Source organism: Duganella guangzhouensis (assembly GCF_009674535.1).
GTDB lineage: Bacteria > Pseudomonadota > Gammaproteobacteria > Burkholderiales > Burkholderiaceae_D > Rugamonas > Rugamonas guangzhouensis.
In genome coordinates this window covers 109,663-135,570 of sequence record NZ_WKJK01000009.1, presented here as the reverse complement: position 1 = coordinate 135,570, position 25,908 = coordinate 109,663, and the positions used below count along the sequence as shown (strand labels likewise).

Sequence of the window (25,908 nt, the reverse complement as noted above, 5' to 3'; positions counted from 1 at the left end):
CAGGGGCAAGCGCGACGTACAGTCGGGTTTTCGACAGGCAAGGAGACCGCAGCATGCGCACATTACTGACAGTGTTCCGGAACGGTAGCCCGCGCGGCGCGATTCTCTCCGCTTTCGGCCTGTGCGGCCTGTACTTCGCCTCGTGGTACATCATCAGCCACTTCCTCAGCACTGGCCTGATCGCGTTCTAAGCCATGCGCACGCGCCTGCTGTCGACGCTGTGCTTGATACTGCCCATCGCCAGCTGGGCGCAAACCGAAGCGGCGCCGGCTGAGCAGGAAGCCGCCGAACCCATTCCCGAATCAATCCTGCTGGTCGGCCAGCGACCCGGCCCCGGCCTGTGGAAGGTCAGCAAGGGCGACCACACGCTGTGGATCTTCGGCACCTACTCGCCGCTGCCGCAGAAAATGGAATGGCGCTCGCAGCAGGTGGAAACCATCCTTGCCCAATCGCAGGAATACTTGTCACCGCCTAGTGCCCACGCCCAAGTCGGCTTTTGGCGCGGCCTGACGCTGCTGCCGAGTTTGATCGGCGTGAAAAAGAATCCTGATGGCGCCACCCTGCATGACGTGCTGCCGGCCGACGTCTACGCCCGCTGGCAGCCGCTGAAAGCCAAATACATCGGCAAGGACAACAGCATTGAGCGCGAACGCCCGATCTTCGTGGCACAAACGCTGTACGAGGCCGGCCTGAAACAAGCAGGTCTGTCGCGCGGGGGTGACGTGCTGGCCAAAATCAATAGTATCGTCAAGGACCGCAAGATCAAGACCACCAGCACCGGCATCAAGCTGGACACCAGCAATATGTCGCAGGCGCTCAGCGATTTCAAGCAAGGCGCGCTGTCCGATACCGCCTGTTTCGACAAGACGCTATCGCGGCTGGAAAGCGATATCGAGGCCATGCGCACCCGCGCCAACGCCTGGGCCAAAGGCGACATCGCCGCGATTCAACAACTGAGTTATCCCGATCAGGAGCAGGCGTGCGAGGACGCCATGCAGAATGCGCAGTTTGTCAAGAACCAACCCGGCTGGCAAAACGTGCGCGAGCGCATCCAGGAAGCGTGGGTCAGCGCCGCCGAGCAGGCGCTCAGCAGCAATACCACCAGCTTTGCCACGCTCGGTTTGTCGGACCTGTTGGGCCCGGACAGCTACCTGAACGCGCTGAAAGCCAAGGGCTACCAGATCGACAGCCCCGAGTAGATCTCAGGCCACCACCGAGATGCCGTATTTGCGCTGGGTGTGATGGTATTGCTCCATCAGCGCGTCGAGGGTAGGGTGGCCAGGGTCGAGCTGGCGCATGCGTTCCAGCAGGTACTGAGCCTGTTCGCCCAACGGCGCCTCCCAGCCGAGATCGTCCAACTGCTTGAGGATGGCCGCCAGAGCCGCCGGCAGCAGCGCCATATTGCCGGGCGCTTTGCGCAGTCCGGCGTTCAGCGTATCCACCGCCGCCCGCAGATCGCCTTGCGTGCGCTGCTCGTTGGCGTGCGCCAGCAGTTCGTCGACCTGAATCTTGATCTGTTCGCCCATGCCCGCAGCCAGATCGTGGCGGCCAGCCTTTTCAAACACTTGCACCGCGTCGTCCATGGAGATGCCACTGTCGGTGTCGTTCATCAGATTCAGCATCAGGTCCGACGCCTGCTGGTCCAGCTTAACGTCCAGACAACTTTGCACCAGCCCCAGCTTCAACCCGGTCGACAGGCCGCGGCTGGACGCCACCGCGTTGACCGCCTGGGTCAGCTCGTTGGCGGCGGCGCTGGTGTTGCCGTTCATCTGCTGCAGCATGCCGGCCGCGACGGCGCGGCACACATCCACGTTGGGGCCGCCGCGTAGCGAGCGCTCCATATCGCGCAGCACGCCGCTGGCCTGGTTGGCGTCGCCTTTCTTGACCAGCGTCTTGACCAGCTTGACGTGGTCCTCGGGGTCGCGGAATTCGGAATATTTGGCCTTGGCCACCACCTGCTTGAAGGCTTTTTCAGCTGCGCCAACGTCGCCGGTTTCCAGCGCCACCTCGCCCAGATGGCGCAGCCGGCGCACCATGTGCGGCGAAATCGCCACCGCGTCTTCCAGCACGCGTTTGGCGGCTTCCTGCTGGCCCAGCGCCTCATGGGTGCGCGCCAGCAGATCGTAGGCGGCCATGAAGCGCGGATTTTGTCCCAGCAGCGCGTTCAGCGTCTCTTGCGCCTCAACGTATTTCTCCAGCCCGTAACGGCAGCGCGCCAGACCCAGATGGGCCCAAGCGATCGGTCGCGTCATCAAAATCCACTGATAGACCATTTCCGCCTCGGCCAGCTCGTTCAGCGAGAACAGCAATTCGGCGCGCAGGCGGGCGAATTCGATCGCGTAGCGGGGATTCTTTTCTTCGGAGGCCTTGGCTTCGCTGATGGCTTTGCGGATATTGCCCAGCTCAACCAGCTGATACACCGGCATGAAGGCGGCGCGCCGGTCCACCGCGCGCTGGATGCGCTGCAGCAGGGCGTCCACCGTGAATGGCTTGAGCACATAGTCGGTCGGCGTCAGCTCGGCGGCGCCGATCACCTTGCTGTACTCGCCCTCGGAGGTCAGCATGATGAAAATAGTCCACGGCGTGATCAATTTATGGTGACGCAAGTCTTCCAGCAGCTGCTGGCCGTCCTGGCCATTGGCGTCGCCGCTGCCGTTACCGAGGTCGTATTCGCACAAAATGATGTCAAACGGTTTCTTCGCCAGCTGGCGTACCGCCGTGCCGGAGCTCACCGCGTAGTCGATGCGCGTGATCGACGCCTGGCTCAGCATATTGTGCAGGTTGCCGCGCATCCCGGGGTTGGGGTCCACGATCAGCACTGACAAGTCGCTATATTCTGCCATTGTTCCACATCCAAGCTAAGTTTCGCTCAGCATACTCCAAGGCAAGTCAAAATACCTGATTTTCAGTGCTAAATGTTGCTTCTGTGGCAGGTTTCGGCTGTTGTCCCCACTATATGGCCGGGCTGATAGCAGGTATAATGCGCGCAAAGGAAAATCTGCAAGACCAAGTATCTCGTGCCCCATTCCCCTTTAAACCGCAGCCTAGCTGCATCAACTATCTTCCAACCATGCTGATTCTGCCGGGCTCTAACGCCCTGTCCGCATTCCGTAGCCAACGCCTGTTGAACCAACTGCAAGCGGTGCTGCCTTCTGTTGCCGCCGTCCAGGCGCGCTATGTCCACTTCATCGACGCCGGCGCACCGCTGTCGGCCGACGACACCAGCCGCCTGCAAGGTCTGCTGACCTACGGCGAGCCGGCTCACGCCGACAACACCGAAGGCCATGCAGAGGAATTCTTCGTGATTCCGCGCTTCGGCACCATTTCGCCGTGGGCGTCCAAGGCGACCGACATCGTGCATAACTGCGGCATGGTGCACATCAAGCGCGTTGAGCGCGGTGTGGCGTATCGCATCAACCTGAAGACCGGCCTGCTGGGCACCTCGCTGGGCGCGCAGAAGCAGCTAAGCACGGAAGAGCAGCAAGCCATAATCGCCTTGCTGCACGACCGCATGACGGAATCGGTGCTGGGCTCGGCGGATGACGCCGCCGGCCTGTTCCGCGAGCTGGAAGCGCGTCCGCTGGAATCGGTAGACGTGATCGGCAGCGGCAAGGCCGCGCTGGACAAGGCTAACACCGACCTCGGCCTGGCCATGTCGGAAGATGAAGTCGAGTATCTGGACGCCGCCTTCACCAAGGCCGGCCGCAATCCGACCGACGTTGAATTGATGATGTTCGCGCAGGCTAACTCCGAGCACTGCCGCCACAAGATCTTCAACGCCGACTGGACCATCGACGGCGTGGCGCAGCCTAAATCGCTGTTCGGCATGATCAAGAACACCCACCAGCTGCAGCCTAAGGGCACCGTGGTGGCCTATAGCGACAACTCGTCGATCATGGAAGGCGCGGAAGTGATGCGCTTCTTCCCGCAGTCCGGCAACCAGGAATATGCGCCGATCACCGAGCTGACCCACACCCTGATGAAGGTGGAGACCCACAATCACCCGACCGCGATTTCGCCATTCCCGGGCGCCTCGACCGGCGCCGGCGGCGAAATCCGCGACGAAGGCGCGACCGGCCGCGGCGCCAAGCCGAAAGCCGGCCTGGCTGGCTTCACCGTGTCCAACCTGCTGCTGCCGGGCGCTGTGCGCGCCTGGGAAAGCGATGCTGTGGTCACCGCACCGGTCAAGGATGGCGATTACCGCGATACCGGCACGCCATACGGCAAGCCGGAGCGCATCGCCTCGCCGCTGCAAATCATGATCGACGGTCCGCTGGGCGGCGCCGCCTTCAGCAATGAATTCGGTCGTCCAGTGCTGGGCGGTTACTTCCGTACCTATGAGCAGAACATCGGCAAGCAGTTTGCCGGCGCGCACGACACCGTGTACGGCTATCACAAGCCGATCATGATTGCCGGCGGTATCGGCAATATCTCGTCGCAACACACCCACAAGGACGACATCCCGGTTGGCAGCCTGCTGGTGCAGCTGGGCGGTCCTGGCATGCGCATCGGCATGGGCGGCTCGGCCGCGTCGTCGATGGCGACCGGTACCAACACCGCCGACCTGGACTTCGATTCGGTCCAGCGTGGCAACCCGGAAATGGAACGCCGCGCGCAGGAAGTCATCAACTCCTGCTGGCAGCTGGGCGCGAACAACCCGATCATCTCGATTCACGACGTGGGCGCTGGCGGTCTGTCGAACGCGTTCCCGGAAATCACCAACGACGCCAAGCGCGGCGCGATCTTCGATCTGCGCAAGATTCCGCTGGAAGAAAGCGGCATGGCGCCGAAAGAAATCTGGTCCAACGAATCGCAGGAGCGTTATGTGCTGGCGATCGCGCCGGCCGACCTGCCGGCATTCCAGGCCATCTGCGAGCGCGAGCGTAGCCCGTTCGCCGTGGTCGGCACCGCCACCGAAGAGCGTCAACTGAAACTGATCGATCCTGATCTGGGCAACAGCCCGGTCGACATGCCGATGGAAGTGCTGCTGGGCAAACCGCCAAAAATGCAGCGCGACGTGCATCACGTGCAAAACGACTACCCGGCCATCGACCTGACCGGCATGGATCTGGAAGAGGCCGCCAAACGCGTGCTGCTGCTGCCAACCGTGGGCGACAAATCGTTCCTGATCACCATTGGTGACCGGACTGTGGGCGGCATGTCGGTGCGCGACCAGATGGTCGGCCCGTGGCAGGTGCCTGTGGCGGACTGCGCAGTGACCGCGATGAGCTTCGAAGGCTACAAAGGCGAAGCCATGGCCATGGGCGAACGCACGCCGCTGGCCGTGATCGATGCCGCCGCCTCGGGCCGTATGGCGGTGGCGGAAGCGGTGCTGAACATCGCCGCCGCGCCGATCAGCTCGATCGAAGACATCAAACTGTCGGCCAACTGGATGGCGGCTTGCGGCCAGCCTGGCCAGGATGCGGCGCTGTATGACACGGTGAAAGCCGTGGGTATGGAGCTGTGCCCGGCGCTGGGTATTTCCATCCCGGTTGGCAAGGATTCGCTGTCGATGCGCACCACCTGGAAAGAGGGCGACCAAGCCAAGGCAGTGATTTCGCCGGTTTCGCTGATCGTTTCCTCGTTCGCCCCTGTGTACGACGTGCGCAAGTCGCTGACCCCGCAGCTGCGTACCGACGTTGGCGACACCTCGATCATCCTGATCGACCTGGGTCGCGGCAAGAACCGTCTGGGCGCCTCGGCGCTGTCGCAAGTCATGGGCCAGCTGGGCAACAGCGTGCCGGACGTCGACAGCCCGGAAGACTTGAAAGCCTGCTTCGCCGCCATCCAGCAACTGAACGCTGACGGCAAGCTGCTGGCTTACCACGATCGCTCGGATGGCGGCCTGTACGGCACGCTGACCGAGATGGCGTTTGCCGGCCGCGCCGGCCTGTCGATCAATCTCGACATCCTGACGCTGGAAGAAGGCCACGGCGCCGACCAGGGCGACGCCAAGAACTGGGCTACCCAGATCGCCGAACGCCGCAACGAACAAACCCTGCGCGCGCTGTTCTCGGAGGAGCTGGGCGCGGTGATCCAAGTACGTGCCGACGAAAAATCGGCGGTGATGGACGTGCTGCGTTCGTTCAACCTGGGCGCTTGCAGCCACATCATCGGCAAGACCAACGATCGCGGCGTGATCGAATTCACCCGTGACGCCAAAGTCATCTACAACAAGACGCGTGCCGAACTGCACCGTCTGTGGAGCGAAACCAGCTGGCGCATCGCCCGTCTGCGCGATAATCCGGCCTGTGCCGACGCCGAATACGACCGTCTGCTGGACGAGCAAGACCCAGGCATCACGCCAAAAGTCACGTTTGATCTGACCGACAACGTTGCCGCGCCATTCCTGGCCACCGGCGTGCGTCCACGCGTGGCGATTCTGCGTGAGCAAGGCGTCAACTCGCACATCGAGACCGCCTACGTAATGCACCAGGCCGGCTTTACCGCCGTCGATGTCCACATGAGCGACCTGATCTCGGGCCGTGCCAAGCTAGACGACTTCCAGGGCGTTATCGCCGTTGGCGGCTTCTCGTACGGCGACGTGCTGGGCGCCGGCGAGGGCTGGGCCAAGACCATTCTGTTCAACAACGCGCTGTCCGACCAGTTCGCCAAGTTCTTTGCCCGCAAAGACACCTTCGGCCTGGGCGTCTGCAACGGTTGCCAGATGATGAGCAACCTGAAACCGCTGATTCCTGGCGCGCAGGCGTGGCCGAAGTTCACCACCAACAAATCGGAGAAATTCGAAGCGCGCTTCGCGATGGTGGAAGTGCTGGACTCGCCGTCGATCTTCTTCAGCGGCATGGCCGGCACCCAAACCCCGATCGCCATCGCCCACGGCGAAGGCTATGCCGACTTCTCGCAGACCGGCAACATCGGCGAAGCGGTGGCGGCGATGCGTTTCGTCGACAACCGTGGCGCCGCCACCGAGGCGTATCCATACAACCCGAACGGCTCGCCACAAGGTCTGACCTCGGTCACCACCGCCGACGGCCGCTTCACCGTGATGATGCCGCACGCCGAGCGCGTATTCCGCTCGGTGCAGCATTCGTGGGCGCCGGAAAGCTGGGGCGAGGAATCGCCGTGGATGCGGATGTTCCGCAACGCCCGTAAATTCGTCGGGTAATTAATGTCCCCTATTCGGGGTCAGTTCTAAAAAATGGACATTGGATCGTACGCGATTCGATGTCCGATTTTTGGAACTGACCCCGAAGTGGACACGTGCTGGACATTAGAGGTGTTTATTCGCCTCACGGAAAGAGAGCGGCGCGAGCCGCTCTTTTTGTTTGTGGGTGAATATGCGTACGGCGTCGGGAGCATGACGGGCATAATCTCTTAATGCCCAGCCGATGGCTTTTTGAATGAAGAATTCTTTTTCGTGGGCGCAGGTCAGTACATAATCGAATAAGCGGGCTTCATCTGTTTTATCGCGCCAGCCTAGTTGGTGCAGTATGGCGATGCGGCGTATCCACATATTTGAATCACGCAGCACTTCATCCATATAATCGTGCTGATACCGCAGTACGTCGCCAATAATGCCGGCCATGGCATCCACTGTATCCCACCACGGTTTATTCTGTATCAGTACCATTAAGGCGGGGATATCCGCCGCCGATAATTCCCGATGATGCAACGCCAGTAAATCCAGCGCGATGTATTGATATTCGCGCTGCGGCAGTTGCCACAGCGCGCTGGCGTACGTCAGCAGGTTCTGGCCTTTGAGAGTGCGCAACAGCGGCTTGGCGGCGGCGCGGCGGTCCGGCGTTCCGATGCCGAGGAAGTCGAACTGGTCGCGCATGTAGGCGCGCATGGCGGGCGCACGGTCATTGTCGATGACAGAGGTGAGCAGGGCGTTGAGGTCGGCCAGGAAGTCAGGTTTCATGCTAGTTGTTGGCTTGTATAAGCCAGTTTCGAGTCTGCAAAGGGCGTAAAAAAAGCGCCTGCATGCAGGCGCTTCCTTGGAGCGGGTCCAGCTTACTGGATCTTGGCTTTCTTCAGTAGTTCTTCGCGGTAGGCGACGATCTTGCGCTGTTGCAGACCTTCGGCGATCTGGCCTTTCACTTCGTCGAACGAAGGGAACTTGGTCGGGCGCGATTCTTCCAGTTTGATCACGTGGTAGCCGAATTCGGTTTTCACCGGGGTTTCGGTGATCTGGCCGTTTTTCAGTGCCACCATGGCGTCGGCGAATGGTTTCACCAGTTTAGCTGGGGACATCCAGCCAAGGTCGCCGCCATTATTGGCCGAACCGTCTTTCGATACTTTGGCCAGTTCTTCGAATTTGCCGCCAGCTTTCAGCTTGGCGATAATGTCTTTCGCTTCCTGTTCGGTGGCCACCAGAATATGACGCGAGTGATATTCGTTTGGACCGACAGCGGCTTTATATTTGTCGTATTCAGCCTGGATTTCAGCGTCTTTTACCGGATTCTTTTTCACATAATCAGCCAGCATGGCATTGATAATAATGCTTTGACGCGCATTATCAATCGCGGCGGTGACTTCCGGCTTTTTGCCATAACCCTGTTTATCTGCTTCCTGCAGCATGACTTCGCGGGAGATCAGTTCTTTTTTAACCGCATCGCGCAGTTGCGGCGAATCCGGCTGCTGACCCTGGGCAACCACTTGTTTGACCATTTGATCAACCTTGGCGGCTGGAATGGCTTTGCCATTAACGGTCGCGGCGTTTTGCGCGAAAGCTGGAGCGGCAACGATAGCGACCAGGGCTAACATCAGACGGGCTGGCTTCAACATCATTTATTTAAATCCTATAAAAAATACACTTGAGGGTGCATGATACCAACGCGGAATCAAAAACGGCGCCCCGCAGGGCGCCGCCTTTCATAACATTACTGTACTTTTGCCTTCTTTACCAGTTCTTCCTGGTAAGCCTGTACTTTACGCTGTACCAGACCTTCGCCAATTTGCTGTTTGGCTTCTTCCAGGGTTGGCAGTTTGGCTTGACGGATGTCGTCCACTTTGATCACGTGCCAGCCGTTCGGGGTCTGCACTGGCTTCTCGGTGACCTGGCCTTTTTGCAGGGTCACGAAAGCTTGCGAGAACACTGGTGGGAACGAGGCAGGCACAGCCCAGTCCAGATCGCCGCCGTTGGCTGCCGAGCCGGTGTCTTTCGACTGCTTGGCCAGGTCTTCGAACTTGGCGCCAGCCTTGATCTTGGCGATCACGTCGTTGGCTTCGGCTTCGGTGCCCAGCAGGATGTGGCGCACGTGGTATTCCTTGTCGCCATTGGCGGCCACGGCTTTGTCGTATTCCGCCTTGATTTCAGCGTCGGTGACCGGGTTTTTCTTCACGTATTCAGCCAGCAGAGCATTGATCATGATGGCTTGGCGGGCATTTTCGATCGCGGTTTTGACGTCGGCGCTCTTGGCGTAGCCTTGCTTGTCCGATTCTTGCATCAGCACTTCGCGGCTGATCAGGTCTTTCTTGATCATATCGCGCAGCTGTGGCGAATCTGGCTGCTGGCCTTGGGCCACAACTTGCTTGACGATGGCGTCCACGCGCGAGGTCGGGATCGCTTTGCCGTTAACCACGGCAACGTTTTGCGCAAAAGCTGGTACAGCGACAACGAGAAGTGCAATCAGCAACTTGGCTGGCTTGAAGGTCATTATTAATTCCTGTAAGGGGAAAGTTATAGCGAAAATACCTGGATGGGGTTGGACTGTAATCCGTCTTTGTCTTCAATTATTTTAAAAGCCGATCAGGCCATCCCCGATCCAGCGCTCCATCATACTTCGGACGGAGCCAATGCGGTAATGGCCAATGCATGAATTTCTTTATGCATCATATCGTGCACAGAATCATACACGAGTCGATGTCTTGTGACGAGTTTAAGCCCTTCGAATTGTAACGAAACAATTCTGACGTTGTAGTGGCCACCGCCAGAGGCGGCGCCGGCATGGCCGGCATGCGCGGCGGAGTCGTCGTCGACCACCAGTTCCAGCGGCTGCAGCTTGTCGGTGAAGCGGGCGCGCATGCGCTCCAGGCGGGTATCTTGAATCTGGCTCATCATGCCTGGTCCTTGATATGGCGCGACAAATAAATCGTCTGCCCAACAATAAATACGAACATGATGCCGGTCGAACCAAAGGCTTTGAAATTCACCCAGGCGTCGGTATTTCCTTTAAACAGCACAAATGCCAGATACCAGTTCAGTACGCCCATGAAGCTGAAGAATGCGATCCAGGCCAGATTCAAACGGCTCCAGATGGCTTCCGGCAAATCGATGATTTCCTGCATCGATTGGCGCATCAGGTTCTTTTTAAACACCAGGTCGCTGATCAACAGGCCGGCCGCGAAGATCCAGTAGACGATGCTCAGCTTCCATTTGATGAAATCCTCGTCGTGCAGGTAGATGGTGAGGCCGCCAAACACGACAAACATGCCCAGCGACAACCACAGCACGCCATCGACCTTGCGCCCGCGCAGCTTGATCCAGGCGATCTGCGCCATCGTGGCCAGGATGCCGACCAGGGTGGCGATCACGATCGGCGCCTGTTCCGCCGTCACCGAGCCACCGGAAATCATGCCGCTCATATGGGTGTTGATGAAATGCTGGGCTGCCTCGGCATTCCAGCCGGCCATTTTGTACGAGCCGAAGAACAGCAATACCGGGATCAGGTCGAAGAGGAATTTCATGATGTGGTTTTATTAGTCTTGTGGGTCAAAGCGCAGAGACGCCGAGTTGATGCAATAACGCAGGCCGGTTGGCGGCGGGCCGTCCGGGAATACATGGCCGAGGTGGGCGTCGCACACGGCACAAATGGTCTCTGTGCGCAGCATACCATGCGAACGGTCCACTTTTTCGATCACGTTGGCCGGATCGATCGGTTCGAAATAGCTGGGCCAGCCGCAACCGGAATCAAACTTGGTGTCGGAGCGGAACAGCGGCGTGTTGCAGCATACGCAGGTGTAGATGCCCGGTTCGTGGTGATCCCAGAACTTGCCGGTGAAAGCGCGTTCGGTGGCGGCGTGGCGCGTGACTTGATACTCCATCGGGTCCAGTTGGGTACGCCATTCGGCGTCGGTTTTGGCAACTTTATTGCTCATGGCTTATTTCTCGCTTAAGAAGAACAGCTAACTTCCAAGTGGCTTGCCCAGTCCGGCGGCAAGGCGGCGTATTGCTCGTGTTCGGGCTGTTCGTCGTAGGGGCGCTGCAACACCTTTAGCAGCCGCTCCAGCTCGGAAAAGTCCTTATTCTGCGCTTTTTCAATGGCCACCTGGGCCAGATAGTTTCGCAGCACGTATTTGGGGTTGGTTTGATTCATCGCAACCGCGCGTTTGACGTCGTCGCTTGCTTCGGCGCGCAGGCGGTCGCGGTAGCGCTCGGCCCAGGCGTCGAAAGCGGGACGGTCGATAAACAGATCGCGCAGCGGCTCGTCGCCGCCGGCATCGGCCGCGCGCACCCCGCTCAGGCGGCGGAAGAACAGCGTGAAGTCCACACCCGGCAAGATGGCAAACAGGTCGTCGAACAGCGTGCGGTCGGCCTCGAAATGCTCATCCAGCATGGTCAGGCCCAGCTTGGCGTGCAGCAGCTCGTCCATCTTGCTGCCGAACTCGGGTTGATAGACGTCCAGCGCGGCCTGCGTGGCCTCGACGTCACCGATCAGCGGCAGCATGGCCTGCGCCAGTGCGTAGCAATTCCAGTGGCCGATCTGCGGCTGGTTGGCGTAGGAATAGCGACCTTGCTGATCGGTGTGGTTGCAAATGTGGTTGGCGTCGAAGGCTTCCATGAAGCCGTAAGGGCCGTAATCCAGCGTCAGGCCGAGGATGGACATATTGTCGGTGTTCATCACGCCATGCATGAAGCCGACCGCCTGCCACTGCGCGATCATGTGCGCGGTCCGGCGCGTGACTTCTTCCAGCAGCGCGGCGTAGGGATTTTCGGCGTCGCGCAGCGCCGGATAGAAGCGGTCGATGACGTAATCGGCCAGCACTTTCAGTTGATCGGTCTGCTTGCGGTAGTACCAGTGCTCGAACGAGCCAAAGCGCACGAAGCTGGGCGCCATGCGCACCACCACAGCGGCGGTTTCCATGGTTTCGCGGATGATGCCCTGGTCCGAACCGGCCACCGACAGCGCGCGCGAGGTCGGAATGCCCAGCGCATGCATGGCTTCCGAGCACAGGAATTCGCGAATCGACGAGCGCAGCACAGCGCGGCCGTCGCCCATGCGCGAGTAGGGCGTCAGGCCAGCGCCTTTCCATTGCAGTTCCAGCGGCCCGTCGGCACCGGCGACATCGCCAAAGAGGATGGCGCGGCCGTCGCCCAACTGGCCGGCCCAAACGCCGAACTGATGGCCGGAATACACGGCCGCCAGCGGCTGCGCGCGCTCGGGCACGGCGTTGCCGATCAGGATGTCGAGGCTGGCGGCGACGTCATCCGGTGTCAGCCCGATCAGCTGCGCCGCCGGCGCGCTGACGCCCACCAGATAGGGCGCGGGCAGCGGAGTAGGCATCAACCGGGTATAGAAAGCAGGCGGCAAGGACGCAAACGAATTGTCCAGCGGCAGGTTAGCGGCAGTGATGATGGTTCCAATCGAGAATAAGCCAGGCTCGGATTTTACCGCAGGCCGGCGATGCGGCAGTGCAGCATCGAAAAGCATTGACGCTGGGTGGAGCGGCGCACCACACTCGGGCCAATAATCACTACCAACGGAGACTCCCGCATGCTGATGGGACAGATGATGGATCAGCCCTTGCTGATCTCAAGCATCCTTGAATTTGCCGCCCGCCATTACGCCAATAGTGAGATCGTCTCGCAGCGGGTGGAAGGCGATCTGCACCGCTACACTTTCCGCGACTGCGCCCGGCGCGCCCGCCAGTTGGCCAACGCGCTGCGGGCGCTGGGCGTGCAAAGCGGCGAGCGCGTGGCCACGCTGGCCTGGAATGGTTACCGTCACCTGGAAGCATATTACGCCGTGTCCGGCAGCGGTGCGGTGCTGCACACCATCAATCCGCGGTTGCATCCTGAGCAACTGGCCTATATCTGCAACCATGCCGAAGACCAATACCTGCTGTTCGACTTCTGCTTCCTGCCCTTGATCGAGGCCATCGCGCCACACTGCCAGACGGTTAAGGGCTGGATACTGCTGGGCGCGGCCGACCGCATGCCGGCCGACAGCAAGATTCCGAATCTGCTGTGCTACGAGGATTTGCTGGCCGCCCAGTCCGAAGAATACGCCTGGCCGAGCTTCGACGAGAACGCCGCCGCTACACTCTGTTACACATCCGGCACGACCGGAAACCCCAAAGGCGCGTTGTACTCGCACCGTTCGACGGTGTTGCACGCCTACGCATCGGCCTTGCCGAACGTGCTGAATGTGTCCTCGCGCGACGCCGTCATGCCGGTGGTGCCGATGTTCCACGTCAACGCCTGGGGCTTGCCGTATTCGGTGCCGCTGTCCGGCGCCAAGATGGTCTTCCCCGGCCCGGCGCTGGACGGCAAATCGGTCTACGAGCTGATGGAGAAGGAGGGCGTGACCTTCTCGGCCGGCGTGCCGACAGTCTGGCTGGGCCTGATTAACTATGCGATGCAAAACCAGCTCAAGTTCTCGACCTTCCGCCGCACCGTGATTGGCGGCTCGGCCTGTCCGCCGGCGATGATGAATACGCTGATCGACGAGTTCGGCGTTGAAGTCATTCACGGCTGGGGCATGACCGAAATGTCGCCGCTGGGCACCACCGGCGGCCTGCTGAGCAAGCATATGGCGCTGCCGAAGGAAGAGCAGCGCAAGATCCTGCAAAAGCAAGGCCACGCCATCTTCGGTGTCGACATGAAAATCGTCGACGAGCTGGGGCAGGAATTGCCGTGGGATGGCGTGCATTCCGGCAGCCTGCTGGTCAAGGGGCCGTGGATTATCGCCAGCTATTTCAGGGGCGAGGGCGGCGAGGTGCTGGAGGACGGCTGGTTCCCGACCGGCGACGTCGCCACCATCGACCCGGACGGCTTCATGCAGATCACCGACCGCGCCAAGGACGTCATCAAATCCGGCGGCGAGTGGATCGGCACCATCGACCTGGAAAACATCGCGATGTCGCATCCTGCGGTGATGCAGGCCGCCTGCATCGGTGTGTCGCATCCCAAATGGGATGAGCGGCCCTTGCTGGTGGTGGTACGCAAGCCGGGTGCTGAACTGAGCCGGGATCAACTGCTGGCCCACTTCGACGGCAAGATCGCCAAATGGTGGCTGCCGGACGATGTGGTGTTTGCCGACGCGCTGCCGGTCGGCGGCACCGGCAAGATCCAGAAAAACAAGCTGCGCGAGCAATATCGCGATTACCGCCTGCCCACAGCATAGTGGCTTGCAAAATCAAACCCGGCCAGACGCCGGGTTTGTTGCTCTGTGGCATGAAACTAGGTTAATTCACAAATAAATGGTTTGACCCCGAACTACTTTTCTCGTACATTATTGCCTTACGGCATTAATAGAGCCACTTCGGCCACCCAGGCGCGCACCCCCCGACGGGCAGATCCCCGTGATGACAGCTTCCGGCGCTCCCGGTCCATTCTTTATACATACGAGAAAAAAGATATGTTCAACAGCATAACCATTCGCACGCGCCTGATCGCCACCATGACCTTACTGGGAGCACTGCTGCTCGGCCTCGGCGGTGTCAGTATCTTCGGCATGAACACCGTCAACTACGCACTGAAAGACGTGTATTCGAACCAGATGGCGTCGACCATCGCGCTGGGCGCCGCCAAGAACTTCCTCAACCGCGCCCGTTTCGTGATCGACCGTGGCGTGTTCCATCCGGAAGCGGCGGATCTGGAGAAAACCCTGGGCCGCGCCGATGGTTTCATGCAGGACGCCGATAAAGCGTGGAAAGCTTACCTTGATCTGCCGCTGGGCGACGAAGAAAAAGTGCTGGCCAAGGATCTGGACGGCAAGCGCGCGCTGTACGTCAACGAGCTGCGCGCGCTGATGAGCGCGCTGCGCGCCCAGGACAGCGCCAAGATCGACGAACTGTCGATGAAGACGCTGTCGGCCCAGTTCGGCATTTTTGACGCCGCTTCGAACAAGCTGGAACAGTATCAAATGACCTCGGCCAAAGAGCACTATGACGACAGCCAGTCGTTCTTCGGCGGCTTCACCAAGGGCTTCACGATTGCGCTGGTGCTGGGCGCGGCTTTACTGGTGTTTTCGGCGGTGCGTCTGCTGGCGGCGATTCTGCGTCCGCTGGAGCAGGCACTGGGCCACTTCGACCAGATCGCCGCCGGCAATCTGGCCAACCACATCAGCGTTGAGCGTCAGGATGAGATGGGCAAGCTGATGGGCGGCCTGATCAAGATGCAGGACCAGATGTCCAACACCGTCAGCAGCATCCGCAGCGGCAGCAGCGCGATTGCCACCGCCAGTGCCGAGATCGCTTCGGGCAACCTGGATCTGTCGCGCCGTACCGAGAACCAGGCGGCCGCGCTGGAGGAAACCGCGTCGTCGCTGGAAGAGCTGACCTCGACCGTGCGTCAGAACGCTGACAACGCCCGTCAGGCCAATCAACTGGCGCTGAGCGCGCAGGATGTGGCTGGCAAGGGTGGTCAGTTGGTGTCGCAGGTGGTGGATACCATGGGCACCATCAACACTTCGTCGCGCAAGATTGCCGACATCATTGGCGTGATCGATGGGATTGCGTTCCAGACCAATATTCTGGCGCTGAATGCGGCGGTGGAAGCGGCGCGCGCCGGTGAGCAGGGCCGTGGTTTCGCGGTGGTGGCGACCGAGGTGCGTAATCTGGCGCAGCGTTCGGCGGCGGCGGCCAAGGAAATCAAGGAGCTGATTACGGCGTCGGTGGAGCAGGTGGATGCCGGCACGCAGCTGGTGGACAAGGCCGGCGCCACCATGAATGAGATTGTCAGTAGCGTGGAACGTGTCACCAGCATCATGACGGAAATTATGATCGCCGGCGAGGAGCAGAGCGAGGGCATCAACCAGATCAACCAGGCCATCGTGTCGATGGATGAAGTGACGCAGCAGAATGCGGCGCTGGTGGAAGAGGCGGCAGCGGCCGCCAATGCCATGCAAGAGCAGGCGGCCCAGCTGGAAGAGATGGTCAGCACCTTCAAGCTGGATCGCGAGTCCACGCACCGTCTGGGTGGCGGCCGTGGCCCGTTGCGCCGCCCGGCGCTGGCGCTGGAACACTAAGCTTATTTTGCAGACGCCCGGGTTGCCATCGGCAGCTCGGGCAGCAGGGCCAGCATCAGCAAGCCCAGGCCCACCATCACCGTCCCCACCGTAAAGACATTACCAATCGCATGGCGGTACAAACCCGCCGTCGCCGCCTGGCCGTGCAGTTGCTGCGCCAGGATGGCGCCGGAACCGGTCACGCCGATCAGCCCGCCCAGCGAGCGGAAAAAACCCAGCATCGCAGTGCCGACGCCGCGCCGCATCGCCGGCAGCGAATTCTGCACCGCGATCGTCATATTCGGCATCACCAGACCCAGCCCGGCACCCAGCACGAAGATGGCCGGCTCCAGCACACCATAGCCGGCCGCGCTGGAAATGCCCCAGGCCAGCACCCCAAACGACAGCGTCGCCAGCGCCAGCCCCAGCACCTGGGCCGGCTTGTAGCGGCCGGTCTTGCCCAGCACGCGACCGTTCAGCGTCGACGAGATAATCAGTCCCACCATCATTGGCATGGTCAGCAGGCCGGAACTGGCCGGACTGGCGCCCATCACCATTTGAAACAGCAGCGGGAAGAACACGCTGGAGCCCATCATGCCGACAAAGGTCAGCGCCAGCACCACGCTGGCCACGTTGAACACGCGATTCTGGAACAGATCCGGCGGCAACACCGGCTCCGGCACGCGGCGCACATGCCACAGCAGCAGCGCGATCATCGCCAGCGCCAGCAGTGCCGTGTACAACAGCTCGCGCGATTGCCAGGCCCATTCAGTGCCGCCCAGCGCCAGCACCAGCAGCGCCGCCGTCACCGCGCCGGTCAGCAGCACCGAGCCGAGGTAATCGATCTTGTGGGCGTGATGCGGCTTGTCGTGTGGCAACGATTTGGCGATCACATACAGCGCCACCGCGCCCACCGGCAGATTGACGTAGAAAATCCAGTGCCACGACAGCCAATCGGTCAGCAGCCCGCCCAGCACCGGGCCGAGCACGCTGGTCAGCGCATAGACGGCGGCGATGCTGCCCTGGCGCTTGCCACGCTCGGCCGGCGGAATCAGGTCGCCAATGACAATCTGCGCCAGCGGCATGAAGCCGCCCGCGCCCAGCCCCTGGATGGCGCGGAAGGCGATCAGCTCGACCATATTCTGCGCCAGCCCGCACAGCGCCGAGCCGATCAGGAAAGTGATGATGGCGGTGTACAGCAGCGGCTTGCGGCCATACTGATCGCTCAGCTTGCCGTACAGCGGCATCACGGCGGTGGAGGCCAGCACATAGGCCGTCACCACCCACGACAGATGGGTCATGCCGCCCAGCTCGTCGACGATGCGCGGCAGCGCGGTTGCCACAATGCTCTGGTCCAGCGCCGCCAGGCCGATCATGATGACCAGGCCCATATAGATTTTGCGGATCAGTGCCGCGTTCACAGTTGTTTCAGTCATCGTCATTGCCTATCTGCTGCAGATATATAAGCGCCTGGCGCAGCGCGGTGGCGCCTTCGGGCGGAAGTTGGGATAGTTTGCGTGCCAGCCAGTCGCGGCGGCGGGCGCGGATCGCTTCCAGCACCGCCAGGCCGTGTTCGGTCAGCTCGACGCCGTTGCGGCGGCGGTCCTCGGGATCGGGCGGAGAACGCCGCACCAGGCCGCTGTTTTCCAGCGTCTTGATATGGCCGCTCATGGTCGGTCCGCGCAGCTTTTCCATGCGCGCCAGCTCGGCCACGCCGATGCCGGGTTGCAGGCTGATGTGAGACAGCAGCAGCTTTTGCTGCAAGCTCAGGCCGGAGGGATCGTCGTCGCTTTCCTGGCGGATGCGGCGGAAGGCGTGATGCAGCGCCAGCCGCAGCTCATCCGCCAGCTCGACCGCGTATTGGGGGATTTCTGATGTCATGGTCAACTAATATAGGTAGGCTACCTATCCATATTAGACTAGCCACCCGCGTATCGCAAGCGGGTGTTCAGAAAATCAGTTGCGCAGCGCGCCGAATACTTTGCCGATCAGCTTGCTGCCGGTGCCGATCGGATCGGCGCGGATGGCTTTTTCTTCCTCGGCAATCATGGTGTACAGGCCGTCCAGCGCGCGCTGGGTGACGTAGCCTTCCACCGTGGCCTGTTCCTTGGGCAGCACACCGATTTTCGGCGCCAGGCTCATCACCGAGTTGTACTTGGTGGCCAGGCCGGAGCGGTCGGTGACTTTTTTGACCGCCGGCAGGAACTGTACCGCTAGCTTGTCCTGGGTTTTGGAGCGGAAGAAATCGGTGACCGAGGTCTCGCCACCGGTGAGGATGTTCTTGGCATCGCTGATGCTCATCGATTTAACCGCGTCCAGCAGCAGCGGCTTGGCCATCGGCACCGCCGATTCGGCGGCGTGGTTCATCTGCACCACCAGATCGTCCAGCTGCTGGGCCTTGCCGGTCATCTTGAGAATGGGGCGGGCTTGTTCCAGGATCTTGGGCAGCGGGATGCGCACTTTGTCGTTGTTGAGGAAGCCGCCCTCGGCACCTAGCTTGCTGACCGCCTGATTGGAGCCGGCTTCCAGCGCCGCCTTCAGGCCGCCGGAGGCATCCTTGTTGCTGATATCGTCCAACGACAGCGCCTGCACGCTGGCGGCCAGCAGGCTCAGGGGGAACAACAGGACGAGGGCGCGGCGCGAGATGGTCATGGCAGTGGCGTTCAAGTTAACAATAACGCTACTGTACTCCTGCGGCGGTCAAGTGGCCAGCGCGGGAATCTCCTGGGTCAGACGTTCCAGCAGGCGGTTGCATTCGAATACGCTGAGGGTTTGCTGCGCGCCGTCGGCACCGTCGATATTGATGACCTCATCCATTTCGGCGCGCGGGTCGCCGTGCGCATTCGGATTGCGCATCATCTTGGGCGCGCCGTAGCGCTTGCTGTCTTCGATGGTCATGATGTTTTCCACCGCGTCCACCATCAGGCCGTAACAATCGTCGCCACGGTCCACCACCAGGATCTTGGCTTGCGAGGTGTCCTCCAGCGGCGGCATATCGTACAGGCCGCGCAGGTCGATCACGGTCACCATCTGCTTGCGCAGATTCATCATGCCGCGCATAAAGGCCGGCAGGCCGGGCGGGCGCGTGATGTCGCTCACGCTGAGGTCGATAATCTCGCGCACTTGCTTGATTTCCACCGCATAGCGGTTTTCCAACGCGAAGGTGATGTAGACCTTGCGCTGGGTGCGACGCGCATCGCGTGCATCGTTGCGCGCCAGCTGGGCCTCGTCCTTCGGATAGAGATTGGCGTGACCGGCGCGCATCTCCTTGATTTCATTGCTGGAAAAGATATTCTGATGGTCGAGCAGGAAGATGTCGCCCAGCTCCGGCTTGGACAGGCAGCCGGCAAACATGCCGGCCCGTGCCTTGCTCAGCATCGGAATCGGCATCACTTCCTCGCCGTAGAAATTGACGATATTGTCGACCGAATCGACCAGGAAGCCGATGGTGGCATCGTCGATGCGGGCAACGATGATGCGCTGGTCGCTGTCATCACTGCGCACCCGGTTGTCGCCAGTGCCGGCGTTGAGCAGGGTGGCAAAATCCACCACCGCCACCGGGCTGCCGCGGAAGTTGATGCGACCCAGGCACAAGGCGCTGTTCAGCACCGACGGTTGCAGCTCGGGCACGCGGATAATTTCCTGGATCGCCCGCATTTCAAACGCAAACGAGGAGTCGCCGGCGCGGAAGCTGACGCACTGGCGGCGCTCGCCGTGGCGACGCTGGGTCAACTGGTCGTTGCATTGCAGCGCCAGCACTTGCGGCACGTTCTCGATGCGCACCAGCGCGTCCGGATTCAATACTTGTACCAGCCGGGTGCCATGGTCAAGCAGGATGGTGCCTGCCACCACGCCAGGCTGCTCGCCGTCCGTGTAGCTGAGCGTGCTGCGCTGTTCGGGCCGCACGCGCAGAATCTCGCCGGTGGCGTCGAACAGAATACCGATCAGCACGCCGTGATAATCAAGGATGGCGATCTTGTCGGTCGGCTGGGCGGCGCGCGCGTCCGGGTTGAACACCCGGCCCAGATTGACCACCGGGATCACGCTGCCGCGGAGCGTAAAAATCCCTTCGAGAAAGCGCGGCGACAGCGGCAGCGCCGACACCTTGTCCGGATAATTGACCACCTCGCGGAAGCAGCTGGCGGGTAGGGCGAACTCATCGTCACCAAGGACAAACGAGCCAAACAATTCGGTGCAAGGGACGGCAGACGACGCATCAGGCATGGGTATTCTCCGCGCAAGTGGCGATAATTTCCTGGACCGAACACGTCATGCTGGCGCAATCGATATTGATGGTGCGGCCGCACTTGCCGCCGATGCGGCAATAGCTGACGTTCAGGCCGCGCTTGCGCAAATGCTTGCGCGCCGCGTCGGCGTTCTGCTGGCCGATCTGCAACCGGCTGGAGCAGACATTCAGCATGGTGGCGCCGCCGGCCAGAATCACTTCGATATCCGCGTAGTCGGCCGGGGTGGCGCCAATCAGGCGCAGCAGCGACGGCACCGCCTGGTTGACGTAGCGGGCGCCGAATTCATCTTCCATTTGCGGGCATTCCGGCAGCAGGCAATGCGCCAGCCCGCAGATACCGCGCTTTTTCCAGATGAAGCCGATGCCGACGCAGGAGCCCAGCAGCGCTTGCAACTGCTCGGTGCGGGTGCCGATTTTCAGCTGGCCCATGGCCACCTGCAACGGCGCGCGCGGGCTATCGCTGCGTTGACGGGGCTCCGGTTCCGGCCATGGCAACGGTGTGCCATAGGGCAGGGGCAGGGTGGGATTGAGTGTGGCTTGCATGTCGACCGCCTATTCCATTCGATATATCATCGGCCGGTCGAACTGGTAGGCGGTGTTGAGGCCAGAGATCGATTCGGATTCACCCACTATCATGATGGCGTGGGGTGCCATGCTCGGACGTGCTTGCTGGAGGATGATCTGCTGCTGTTCCTGGTCAAAATAGATCAGTACATTGCGCAGAAACACCAGGTCAAACTGTCTGGCAGGCTTTAACGGAGTCAGCAGGTTATGTTGGGCCAGCTCCACATTGCGTTTCAGTGCATCCACCACCCGCAGCCCGTTGGCGCTGGGGCGGAAGTATTTTTTTACCCAGTCCGGATGCGTGGACTGGATGCGTTCGACGGAGCGGCCGGTGTACTGGCCGTCACGCGCCAGCGCCAGGATCTGGCGCGAAATATCGGTCGCATGGATCTGGTAGCTGAAGCCTGGATGCGATTCCAGGAATTCCTCGCACAGGATGGCCATCGAATACAGCTCTTCGCCGCTGGAGGCCGCCGCCGACCAGATTTTCAGCTTCTGGCCCTGGTGTTCGCTCCACCACTTGGGCAGGAACTCTTTTTCCACGTAATCCCATACCTGCGGGGTGCGGAAAAACAGCGTGTCGTTGGTGGTGACCAGGTCGATAAAATGCGGTACTTCGGCCCGATCCTGTTCCACCTTGTCCAGATATGCCTGGTAACTGCTGAGGTTCAAGGCCTGCACGCGCGGACGCAGACGCCGCTCCAGCAGCACGCTTTTGCGCTCGGTCATCGCGATGCCCGTGTGCTTGCGCACCAGCGCGATCAGCGCGCTCAGCGTCGCGGGGGGGAAACCGCCGGCATCCATGATTACACCGCGAAGCCGGCTACGGTTTTATTCAAGTCGCCGGCGCGCTGATTCAGCCCTTCGGTCGAGCGGGCGATGCTATCGCAGGCGGCGGCCGATTTTTCGGCCTCCTCGGCGATGTATTGCACCGCGGTGCTGACTTCGCGCGCGGTGAGCAGCTGCTCGTTGGTGGCTTTGGAAATGTCGGAAATGGCATTGGTGGTCTTGACCACGCCGACCAGAATCTTGTCGAAGGCGTCGCTGGCCTGGCGCGAAATCTCGCTGCCGGCGGACACCCGCTTGACCGACTCGTTAATCAGCTTGGAAATCTCCTTGGTGGCCTGCGACGAGCGCTCGGCCAGCTTGCGCACCTCGTCCGCCACCACCGAGAAGCCCAGCCCGTGCTCGCCGGCGCGCGCGGCTTCGATCGCGGCGTTGAAGGCCAGCATATTGGTCTGGTTGGCGATGTCGCTGATGACTTTGACGATTTCGCCGATATCTTCGGACGAGCGGTTGATCAAGTCCATGGCTTCGATCGACTTGGCGACCGCCTTGGCGCCGACTTCCGCTTCGTGCTGGGTCGACTTGGCCATGGCGTCGGCGTCCGAGGTATTGCCGGCGATGGTGTTGATCGAGCTGGTCAGGCCGTCGATCGACGCGTTCATTTCTTCCACCGTGGCGCCCAGCGCCTGGGTGCCGACCGCGACGCCGTTGCAGCGCTCGGAAATGGTGGTGGAGGCATCGGCCAGACCGCTGGCGGACATCACCACGTCGCTGATCACCTTGCGCAGGTCGGCAATCATCTTGCTGATGCCTTCGGCCAGCTGGTCCAGCGGCTCGTCGCCCTCGACCAGCACTTTGCTGGTGAGGTCGCCATTGGCGGCCAACGCGACCGACTCCAGCAGGCGGGCGATCTTGTCGCCGTCGGCCTTGGCTTTGGCCGCCACCGACTCTTCCAGCGCCACTTGGGCGGTAATATCGGTTGCGAATTTCACTATTTTGTAAGGTTTGCCATTTAAATCCAGAATCGGATTATAAGTGGCTTGAATCCATACTGTTTTTTTATTATTGCCAAGACGTTTATAGCGACCGCTGTCAAATTCGCCACGATTCAGTTTTTGCCAGAAACGTTTATATTCGGCACTGGCGGCGAATTCCGGGTCGCAGAAAATGCGGTGATGCTCGCCTTTAATATCATCCAGATAGTAACCCATGACATCGAGGAAATTATCATTGGCGGAAAGCACATGGCCCTGCATATCGAACTCGATCACGGCCTGGGCCTTGCTGATGGCGCTGACCTTGCCCTCGTATTCGGCGTTGCGCATGCGGCTGTCGGTGATGTCAGTGGCGAATTTGATGACTTTGTAAGGCTTGCCATCGGCGTCCATGATGGGGTTGTAGGACGCGTTGATCCAGATCTCGCGGCCGCCCTTGGCGATGCGCTTGTATTCGCCGTGGTCGTACTCGCCCGCTGCCAGGCCGGCCCAGAATTGTTTGTAAGCGGGGCTAGCGGCATACTCCGGCTCGCAGAACATCGAGTGATGACGGCCCTGAACCTCGGCCAGCGTGTAGCCGATGGCACGCAAGAAGTTCTCGTTCGCGTGCAAAATCTTGCCTTCCAGGTCAAATTCAATCACCGCCTGCACGCGGTTGAGCGCGGCGTGGATGGCTTGAAGTTCGATGTCCTGAGTTTGAATGACCTGGCTAGGAGCGTTCATTGGGGGGATCCCTGTCAAATATAATGTGGTCCAAATATCAAGTTATTTATTTAACGTGGTATTTGGTGAGATTTGTTTTAATATTCGGGGGTGGGGAATATATGTTCGTGCTTCTGTAATTATTTCTTTTATTTAAATCTGAGGCAAGCCGAGCACTATATAACTTGGCTCGGCTGTCCGTTTGTAGCAACATGATTGTGCTTATGTTCGCGGCGTTACAAAGAGCTGTCGCCGCATTCAAAATCGCGCGCTGCGCAGACGCTGCTTCCGTGTCATAAAAATAAAAACACGATCGTTCTTTTTATGCGGTATAGTGGATGGCGTACCTCACCACTAAAACCATAAGGAACGAGACAATGACTGCTGAATATCAAGTGCACGGCACCGTGGCCGTCGTCACCCTGAACAATCCGCCGGTCAACGGCATGGGACTGGAAACCCGCACCGCCGCCGTGCAAGGCATACAGCGCGCGCTGGCCGACGACGCGGTCAAGGCCATCATCATCACCGGCGCCGGCAAGGCGTTCTCGGGCGGTGCCGACATCAAGGAATTCAACAGCCCCAAGGCGATGACCGAGCCGAATCTGCACACGCTGATCGCCACCGCCGAAAGCTCGACCAAGCCGGTGATTGCCGCCATCCACACCGTCTGCATGGGTGGCGGGCTGGAACTGTCGCTGGGCTGTCATTACCGGGTGGCGCTGCCGGGCGCGCAGATCGCGCTGCCGGAAGTCAAACTGGGCCTGCTGCCGGGCGCCGGCGGCACCCAGCGCCTGTCGCGCGTGCTGGGATTGGAGCCGGCGCTGAACATGATCGTGTCCGGCAACCCGGTGCCGTCGGAAAAGCTGCCGGCGCTGTTCGACGAACTGTATGCGGCCGATGCCGACCTGCTGCAATCGGCGATCGCCTTTGCGGAAAAAATCGCCGATGTGCGTCCGCTGCCGAAAGTGCGCGACCGCAAGGTGGACTATCCGAACCACGAAGCTTTCCTGCAATTCTCGCGCAACACCGTCAAAGCCATGGCCGGTCCGTTCCCGGCACCGCTGGAGTGCGTGGAAACCGTGGCCGCCTCGGTCACCATGAAGTTTGAAGACGGCCTGAAATTCGAGCGCGAACGCTTTATGCACCTGATTCAGACCAGCGAATCGAAATCGCTGCGTCATGCCTTCTTTGCCGAGCGCATCGCCAGCAAAGTGCCGGATGTGCCGGCGAATACACCGGTACGTGCCATCAAATCGGCCGCCATCATCGGCGCCGGCATGATGGGCGGCGGTATCGCCATGAATTTCCTGAACGCCGGCATTCCGGTCAAGCTGCTGGAAACCAAACAGGAAGCGCTGGACAAAGGCATCGCCACCATCCGCAAGAACTACGAAAACACCCTGAAAAAGGGCAAGCTGACGCAGGAAAAACTGGACCAGCGCATGGGCCTGCTGAGCAGCACGCTGTCCTACGAAGAGATCGGCGATGCCGACATCGTGGTGGAAGCCGTATTCGAAGAGCTGAGCGTCAAGGAAACTGTGTTCCGCAAGCTGGACGAGGTGATGAAACCGGGCGCCATCCTGGCCACCAACACCTCCACGCTGGATGTCGACAAGATCGCCGCCTTCACCAAGCGTCCGCAAGACGTGATCGGCACCCACTTCTTCTCGCCGGCCAACGTCATGAAACTGCTGGAAATCGTGCGTGGCAAAGAGACTGCGAAAGATGTGTTGGCCACCGCGCTGGCGCTGTCCAAGAAACTGAAGAAAACCGGCGTGGTATCGGGCGTGTGTGACGGCTTCATCGGCAACCGCATGATCGAACAATACAGCCGTCAGGCCGGCTTCCTGCTGGAAGAGGGCGCGTTGCCGGAGCAGGTCGACAAAGCCGCCGAGAAGTTTGGCTTTGCGATGGGACCGTTCCGCATGGGCGACCTGGCTGGCAACGACATTGGCTGGGCCATCCGCAAGCGGCGCTATGTCGAAAAGCCGGAGATCAGCTACTCCAAAACCGCCGACCTGCTGTGCGAAATGGGGCGCTACGGCCAGAAGACCGGTGGCGGCTGGTACGACTACAAAGCGGGCGACCGCAAAGCGTATCCGAACGAGCAAGTCAACGCCATGATCGTCCAGCACTCGGCCGACCTTGGCATCACCCGGCGCAAAATCAGCGACCAGGAAATCGTCGAACGGCTGGTGTACTCGCTGGTGAACGAAGGCGCGCTGATCCTGGAAGAAGGCATCGCCCTGCGCGCCTCCGACATCGACATGGTCTACCTGACCGGCTACGGCTTCCCGCTATACCGCGGCGGCCCGATGTTCTACGCCGACACCGTCGGCCTGCCGAACGTGCTCAGCGCCATGAACCGCTACGCCCAGGGCCACCAAGGCCAGGCATGGAAACCAGCCCCGCTGCTGCTCAAACTCGCCGCCGAAAACAAAGGCTTCAACAGCTAATTGTATCCGGGGTCAATCCTCCC

The 25,908-nt window shown here is 60.7% G+C and carries 21 protein-coding genes; 6 read left to right on the top strand and 15 right to left on the bottom strand.

The window, feature by feature from the left end:
- Window positions 1-53: 53 nt before the first annotated feature.
- Window positions 54-191: a hypothetical protein gene (locus GJ699_RS34195; RefSeq protein ID WP_195763579.1), complete on the top strand. Its 138-nt coding sequence runs from the start codon at window positions 54-56 to the stop codon at window positions 189-191.
- A 3-nt stretch (window positions 192-194) separates the two neighbouring features.
- On the top strand, window positions 195-1,199 hold the full coding sequence (locus GJ699_RS18215; RefSeq protein WP_154378838.1) for a TraB/GumN family protein: 1,005 nt from the start codon (window positions 195-197) through the stop codon (window positions 1,197-1,199).
- A 3-nt stretch (window positions 1,200-1,202) separates the two neighbouring features.
- Here GJ699_RS18215 and GJ699_RS18210 read toward each other — a convergent pair whose 3' ends face one another.
- Window positions 1,203-2,843 carry a tetratricopeptide repeat-containing response regulator gene (locus tag GJ699_RS18210; protein ID WP_154378836.1) on the bottom strand — a complete coding sequence of 547 codons (1,641 nt, stop codon included), beginning with the start codon at window positions 2,841-2,843 and terminating at the stop codon, window positions 1,203-1,205.
- Between the two features lie 227 nt (window positions 2,844-3,070).
- On the opposite strand from GJ699_RS18210, the gene purL reads away from it, so the two are divergent.
- Window positions 3,071-7,126, top strand: coding sequence for a phosphoribosylformylglycinamidine synthase (gene purL, locus GJ699_RS18205; protein WP_154378834.1), 4,056 nt, complete (start codon window positions 3,071-3,073; stop codon window positions 7,124-7,126).
- Window positions 7,127-7,231: 105 nt separating this feature from the next.
- On the opposite strand, the gene GJ699_RS18200 is transcribed toward purL, so the two are convergent.
- The 7 genes from GJ699_RS18200 to GJ699_RS18170 form a co-directional block, all read right to left on the bottom strand.
- Window positions 7,232-7,882 (bottom strand): DNA alkylation repair protein, encoded by a 651-nt coding sequence (locus GJ699_RS18200; protein ID WP_154378832.1) that lies wholly within the window; start codon window positions 7,880-7,882, stop codon window positions 7,232-7,234.
- 92 nt (window positions 7,883-7,974) lie between these two features.
- Window positions 7,975-8,751: a peptidylprolyl isomerase gene (locus tag GJ699_RS18195; protein ID WP_154378830.1), complete on the bottom strand. Its 777-nt coding sequence runs from the start codon at window positions 8,749-8,751 to the stop codon at window positions 7,975-7,977.
- Between the two features lie 92 nt (window positions 8,752-8,843).
- Window positions 8,844-9,620, bottom strand: coding sequence for a peptidylprolyl isomerase (locus tag GJ699_RS18190; protein WP_154378828.1), 777 nt, complete (start codon window positions 9,618-9,620; stop codon window positions 8,844-8,846).
- A gap of 119 nt (window positions 9,621-9,739) precedes the next feature.
- Window positions 9,740-10,021, bottom strand: a complete 282-nt coding sequence (locus GJ699_RS18185; RefSeq protein ID WP_154379136.1) for a BolA family protein — start codon at window positions 10,019-10,021, stop codon at window positions 9,740-9,742.
- Window positions 10,021-10,650: a septation protein A gene (locus GJ699_RS18180; RefSeq protein ID WP_154378826.1), complete on the bottom strand. Its 630-nt coding sequence runs from the start codon at window positions 10,648-10,650 to the stop codon at window positions 10,021-10,023. Before GJ699_RS18180 ends, GJ699_RS18185 begins: the two co-directional genes overlap by 1 nt.
- A gap of 12 nt (window positions 10,651-10,662) precedes the next feature.
- Window positions 10,663-11,061, bottom strand: coding sequence for a peptide-methionine (R)-S-oxide reductase MsrB (msrB, locus tag GJ699_RS18175; RefSeq protein ID WP_154378824.1), 399 nt, complete (start codon window positions 11,059-11,061; stop codon window positions 10,663-10,665).
- A 14-nt stretch (window positions 11,062-11,075) separates the two neighbouring features.
- Window positions 11,076-12,614, bottom strand: coding sequence for a protein adenylyltransferase SelO (locus GJ699_RS18170; protein ID WP_154378822.1), 1,539 nt, complete (start codon window positions 12,612-12,614; stop codon window positions 11,076-11,078).
- A 69-nt stretch (window positions 12,615-12,683) separates the two neighbouring features.
- Here GJ699_RS18170 and GJ699_RS18165 point away from each other — a divergent pair, with 69 nt between their 5' ends.
- Window positions 12,684-14,309, top strand: a complete 1,626-nt coding sequence (locus GJ699_RS18165; protein ID WP_308495524.1) for a 3-(methylthio)propionyl-CoA ligase — start codon at window positions 12,684-12,686, stop codon at window positions 14,307-14,309.
- Window positions 14,310-14,543: 234 nt separating this feature from the next.
- Window positions 14,544-16,154, top strand: coding sequence for a methyl-accepting chemotaxis protein (locus GJ699_RS35160; RefSeq protein WP_154378818.1), 1,611 nt, complete (start codon window positions 14,544-14,546; stop codon window positions 16,152-16,154).
- Window positions 16,155-16,156: 2 nt separating this feature from the next.
- Here GJ699_RS35160 and GJ699_RS18155 read toward each other — a convergent pair whose 3' ends face one another.
- The 7 genes from GJ699_RS18155 to GJ699_RS18125 form a co-directional block, all read right to left on the bottom strand.
- A complete protein-coding gene (locus tag GJ699_RS18155) occupies window positions 16,157-17,569 on the bottom strand; it encodes an MDR family MFS transporter (RefSeq protein WP_229262161.1) in 1,413 nt (470 codons plus the stop codon).
- Complete coding sequence (locus GJ699_RS18150) at window positions 17,562-18,014, bottom strand: MarR family winged helix-turn-helix transcriptional regulator (protein WP_154378814.1); 453 nt, start codon at window positions 18,012-18,014, stop codon at window positions 17,562-17,564. Before GJ699_RS18150 ends, GJ699_RS18155 begins: the two co-directional genes overlap by 8 nt.
- A gap of 75 nt (window positions 18,015-18,089) precedes the next feature.
- Window positions 18,090-18,785, bottom strand: coding sequence for a DUF4197 domain-containing protein (locus tag GJ699_RS18145; protein ID WP_154378812.1), 696 nt, complete (start codon window positions 18,783-18,785; stop codon window positions 18,090-18,092).
- Between the two features lie 48 nt (window positions 18,786-18,833).
- Entirely contained in the window at window positions 18,834-20,357 is a 1,524-nt protein-coding gene (locus GJ699_RS18140) for a chemotaxis protein CheW (RefSeq protein ID WP_154378810.1), read from the bottom strand.
- A complete protein-coding gene (locus GJ699_RS18135) occupies window positions 20,350-20,922 on the bottom strand; it encodes a chemotaxis protein CheD (RefSeq protein WP_154378808.1) in 573 nt (190 codons plus the stop codon). The genes GJ699_RS18140 and GJ699_RS18135 overlap by 8 nt, the downstream gene beginning before the upstream one ends.
- Before the next feature lie 9 nt (window positions 20,923-20,931).
- A complete protein-coding gene (locus tag GJ699_RS18130; RefSeq protein ID WP_154378806.1) occupies window positions 20,932-21,747 on the bottom strand; it encodes a CheR family methyltransferase in 816 nt (271 codons plus the stop codon).
- 2 nt (window positions 21,748-21,749) lie between these two features.
- A complete protein-coding gene (locus GJ699_RS18125) occupies window positions 21,750-23,447 on the bottom strand; it encodes a methyl-accepting chemotaxis protein (RefSeq protein WP_154378803.1) in 1,698 nt (565 codons plus the stop codon).
- 356 nt (window positions 23,448-23,803) lie between these two features.
- Here GJ699_RS18125 and GJ699_RS18115 point away from each other — a divergent pair, with 356 nt between their 5' ends.
- Window positions 23,804-25,885, top strand: a complete 2,082-nt coding sequence (locus GJ699_RS18115; protein WP_154378799.1) for a 3-hydroxyacyl-CoA dehydrogenase NAD-binding domain-containing protein — start codon at window positions 23,804-23,806, stop codon at window positions 25,883-25,885.
- Window positions 25,886-25,908 lie beyond the last annotated feature (23 nt).

Bases quoted from the DNA above. Each gene is read 5' to 3' on its own strand.
- GJ699_RS18115 (WP_154378799.1), top strand. From the start codon at position 23,804: ATGACTGCTGAATATCAAGTGCACGGCACCGTGGCCGTCGTCACCCTG.
- GJ699_RS35160 (WP_154378818.1), top strand. From the start codon at position 14,544: ATGTTCAACAGCATAACCATTCGCACGCGCCTGATCGCCACCATGACC.
- GJ699_RS18210 (WP_154378836.1), bottom strand. From the start codon at position 2,843: ATGGCAGAATATAGCGACTTGTCAGTGCTGATCGTGGACCCCAACCCC.
- GJ699_RS34195 (WP_195763579.1), top strand. From the start codon at position 54: ATGCGCACATTACTGACAGTGTTCCGGAACGGTAGCCCGCGCGGCGCG.
- GJ699_RS18140 (WP_154378810.1), bottom strand. From the start codon at position 20,357: ATGCCTGATGCGTCGTCTGCCGTCCCTTGCACCGAATTGTTTGGCTCG.
- purL (WP_154378834.1), top strand. From the start codon at position 3,071: ATGCTGATTCTGCCGGGCTCTAACGCCCTGTCCGCATTCCGTAGCCAA.
- GJ699_RS18200 (WP_154378832.1), bottom strand. From the start codon at position 7,882: ATGAAACCTGACTTCCTGGCCGACCTCAACGCCCTGCTCACCTCTGTC.
- GJ699_RS18190 (WP_154378828.1), bottom strand. From the start codon at position 9,620: ATGACCTTCAAGCCAGCCAAGTTGCTGATTGCACTTCTCGTTGTCGCT.
- GJ699_RS18180 (WP_154378826.1), bottom strand. From the start codon at position 10,650: ATGAAATTCCTCTTCGACCTGATCCCGGTATTGCTGTTCTTCGGCTCG.
- GJ699_RS18130 (WP_154378806.1), bottom strand. From the start codon at position 21,747: ATGGATGCCGGCGGTTTCCCCCCCGCGACGCTGAGCGCGCTGATCGCG.
- GJ699_RS18125 (WP_154378803.1), bottom strand. From the start codon at position 23,447: ATGAACGCTCCTAGCCAGGTCATTCAAACTCAGGACATCGAACTTCAA.
- GJ699_RS18185 (WP_154379136.1), bottom strand. From the start codon at position 10,021: ATGAGCCAGATTCAAGATACCCGCCTGGAGCGCATGCGCGCCCGCTTC.
- GJ699_RS18165 (WP_308495524.1), top strand. From the start codon at position 12,684: ATGGGACAGATGATGGATCAGCCCTTGCTGATCTCAAGCATCCTTGAA.
- GJ699_RS18155 (WP_229262161.1), bottom strand. From the start codon at position 17,569: ATGACTGAAACAACTGTGAACGCGGCACTGATCCGCAAAATCTATATG.
- GJ699_RS18170 (WP_154378822.1), bottom strand. From the start codon at position 12,614: ATGCTTTTCGATGCTGCACTGCCGCATCGCCGGCCTGCGGTAAAATCC.
- msrB (WP_154378824.1), bottom strand. From the start codon at position 11,061: ATGAGCAATAAAGTTGCCAAAACCGACGCCGAATGGCGTACCCAACTG.
- GJ699_RS18145 (WP_154378812.1), bottom strand. From the start codon at position 18,785: ATGACCATCTCGCGCCGCGCCCTCGTCCTGTTGTTCCCCCTGAGCCTG.
- GJ699_RS18215 (WP_154378838.1), top strand. From the start codon at position 195: ATGCGCACGCGCCTGCTGTCGACGCTGTGCTTGATACTGCCCATCGCC.
- GJ699_RS18195 (WP_154378830.1), bottom strand. From the start codon at position 8,751: ATGATGTTGAAGCCAGCCCGTCTGATGTTAGCCCTGGTCGCTATCGTT.
- GJ699_RS18135 (WP_154378808.1), bottom strand. From the start codon at position 20,922: ATGCAAGCCACACTCAATCCCACCCTGCCCCTGCCCTATGGCACACCG.
- GJ699_RS18150 (WP_154378814.1), bottom strand. From the start codon at position 18,014: ATGACATCAGAAATCCCCCAATACGCGGTCGAGCTGGCGGATGAGCTG.